We start from the raw sequence: 734 nt of genomic DNA on the forward strand, positions 1-734 counted from the left end.
TGCCTTGGCAATAACCTACGCGAAGCCAGTTTGCGACAAGCGCGCTTAAACGCTCACGAAACTCGCTAGCCAACCGCAGTAATTTATCTTCGAACGATAGGTCTTCATTGATCTCACTTTTGTATTCACGATCAATCAAATGCAAAACGATCATCTTTAACTCTTCGAGAGCTTTTGGATGAGCCTTGCTACGCGCTCGACGAGCAAACAGTTCAAGCTGCCCGACCCGTAAGAAAGACGGTGCGACACGTGTTGAAATTGCAACCGGGTTCGATACCATAATATCCGGATCTTGGGAGTAAGAACCTTCAGAATACCATGGGCGATCAACGGTCTCTGAGCCAGATACATAAAGGCATAAGGACCTAGATGTTGGCACCCCTAGTTGGTGCATATGCTCCTGAACCAGAAATTCTCTAATACTCGAGCGCAGCACTGCTCGCCCATCCGCACCACGACAATATGGCGTTCGCCCACCACCCTTTAGCTGCATCTCCCAACGCTGACCATTGATGACAGCCTCAAGGACAGATACTGCACGGCCATCCCCGTAACCGTTGCCTGTGCGGAACGGACACTGTTGAATGTACTCCGTGCCATAAATCGACAGCGCATAGCCAGTTGCCCAAGCTGTTTGTCTCATAGGTTCTGGCACATGCGACATATCACCAGAGAACAAACGACGGAAGCCTTCCGTTTCCACCAAATTGTCGTCAAAACCCAGTTCGCTGAAA

Annotated in this window: 1 protein-coding gene; it reads right to left on the reverse strand. The window is 49.9% G+C overall.

What is annotated here, in order from left to right; translation table 11 throughout:
• A partial coding sequence (locus tag A3763_RS04855; protein ID WP_197482776.1) for a protein adenylyltransferase SelO family protein occupies positions 1 to 734 on the reverse strand: 734 nt, incomplete at both ends.

Source organism: Oleiphilus sp. HI0128 (assembly GCF_001635365.1).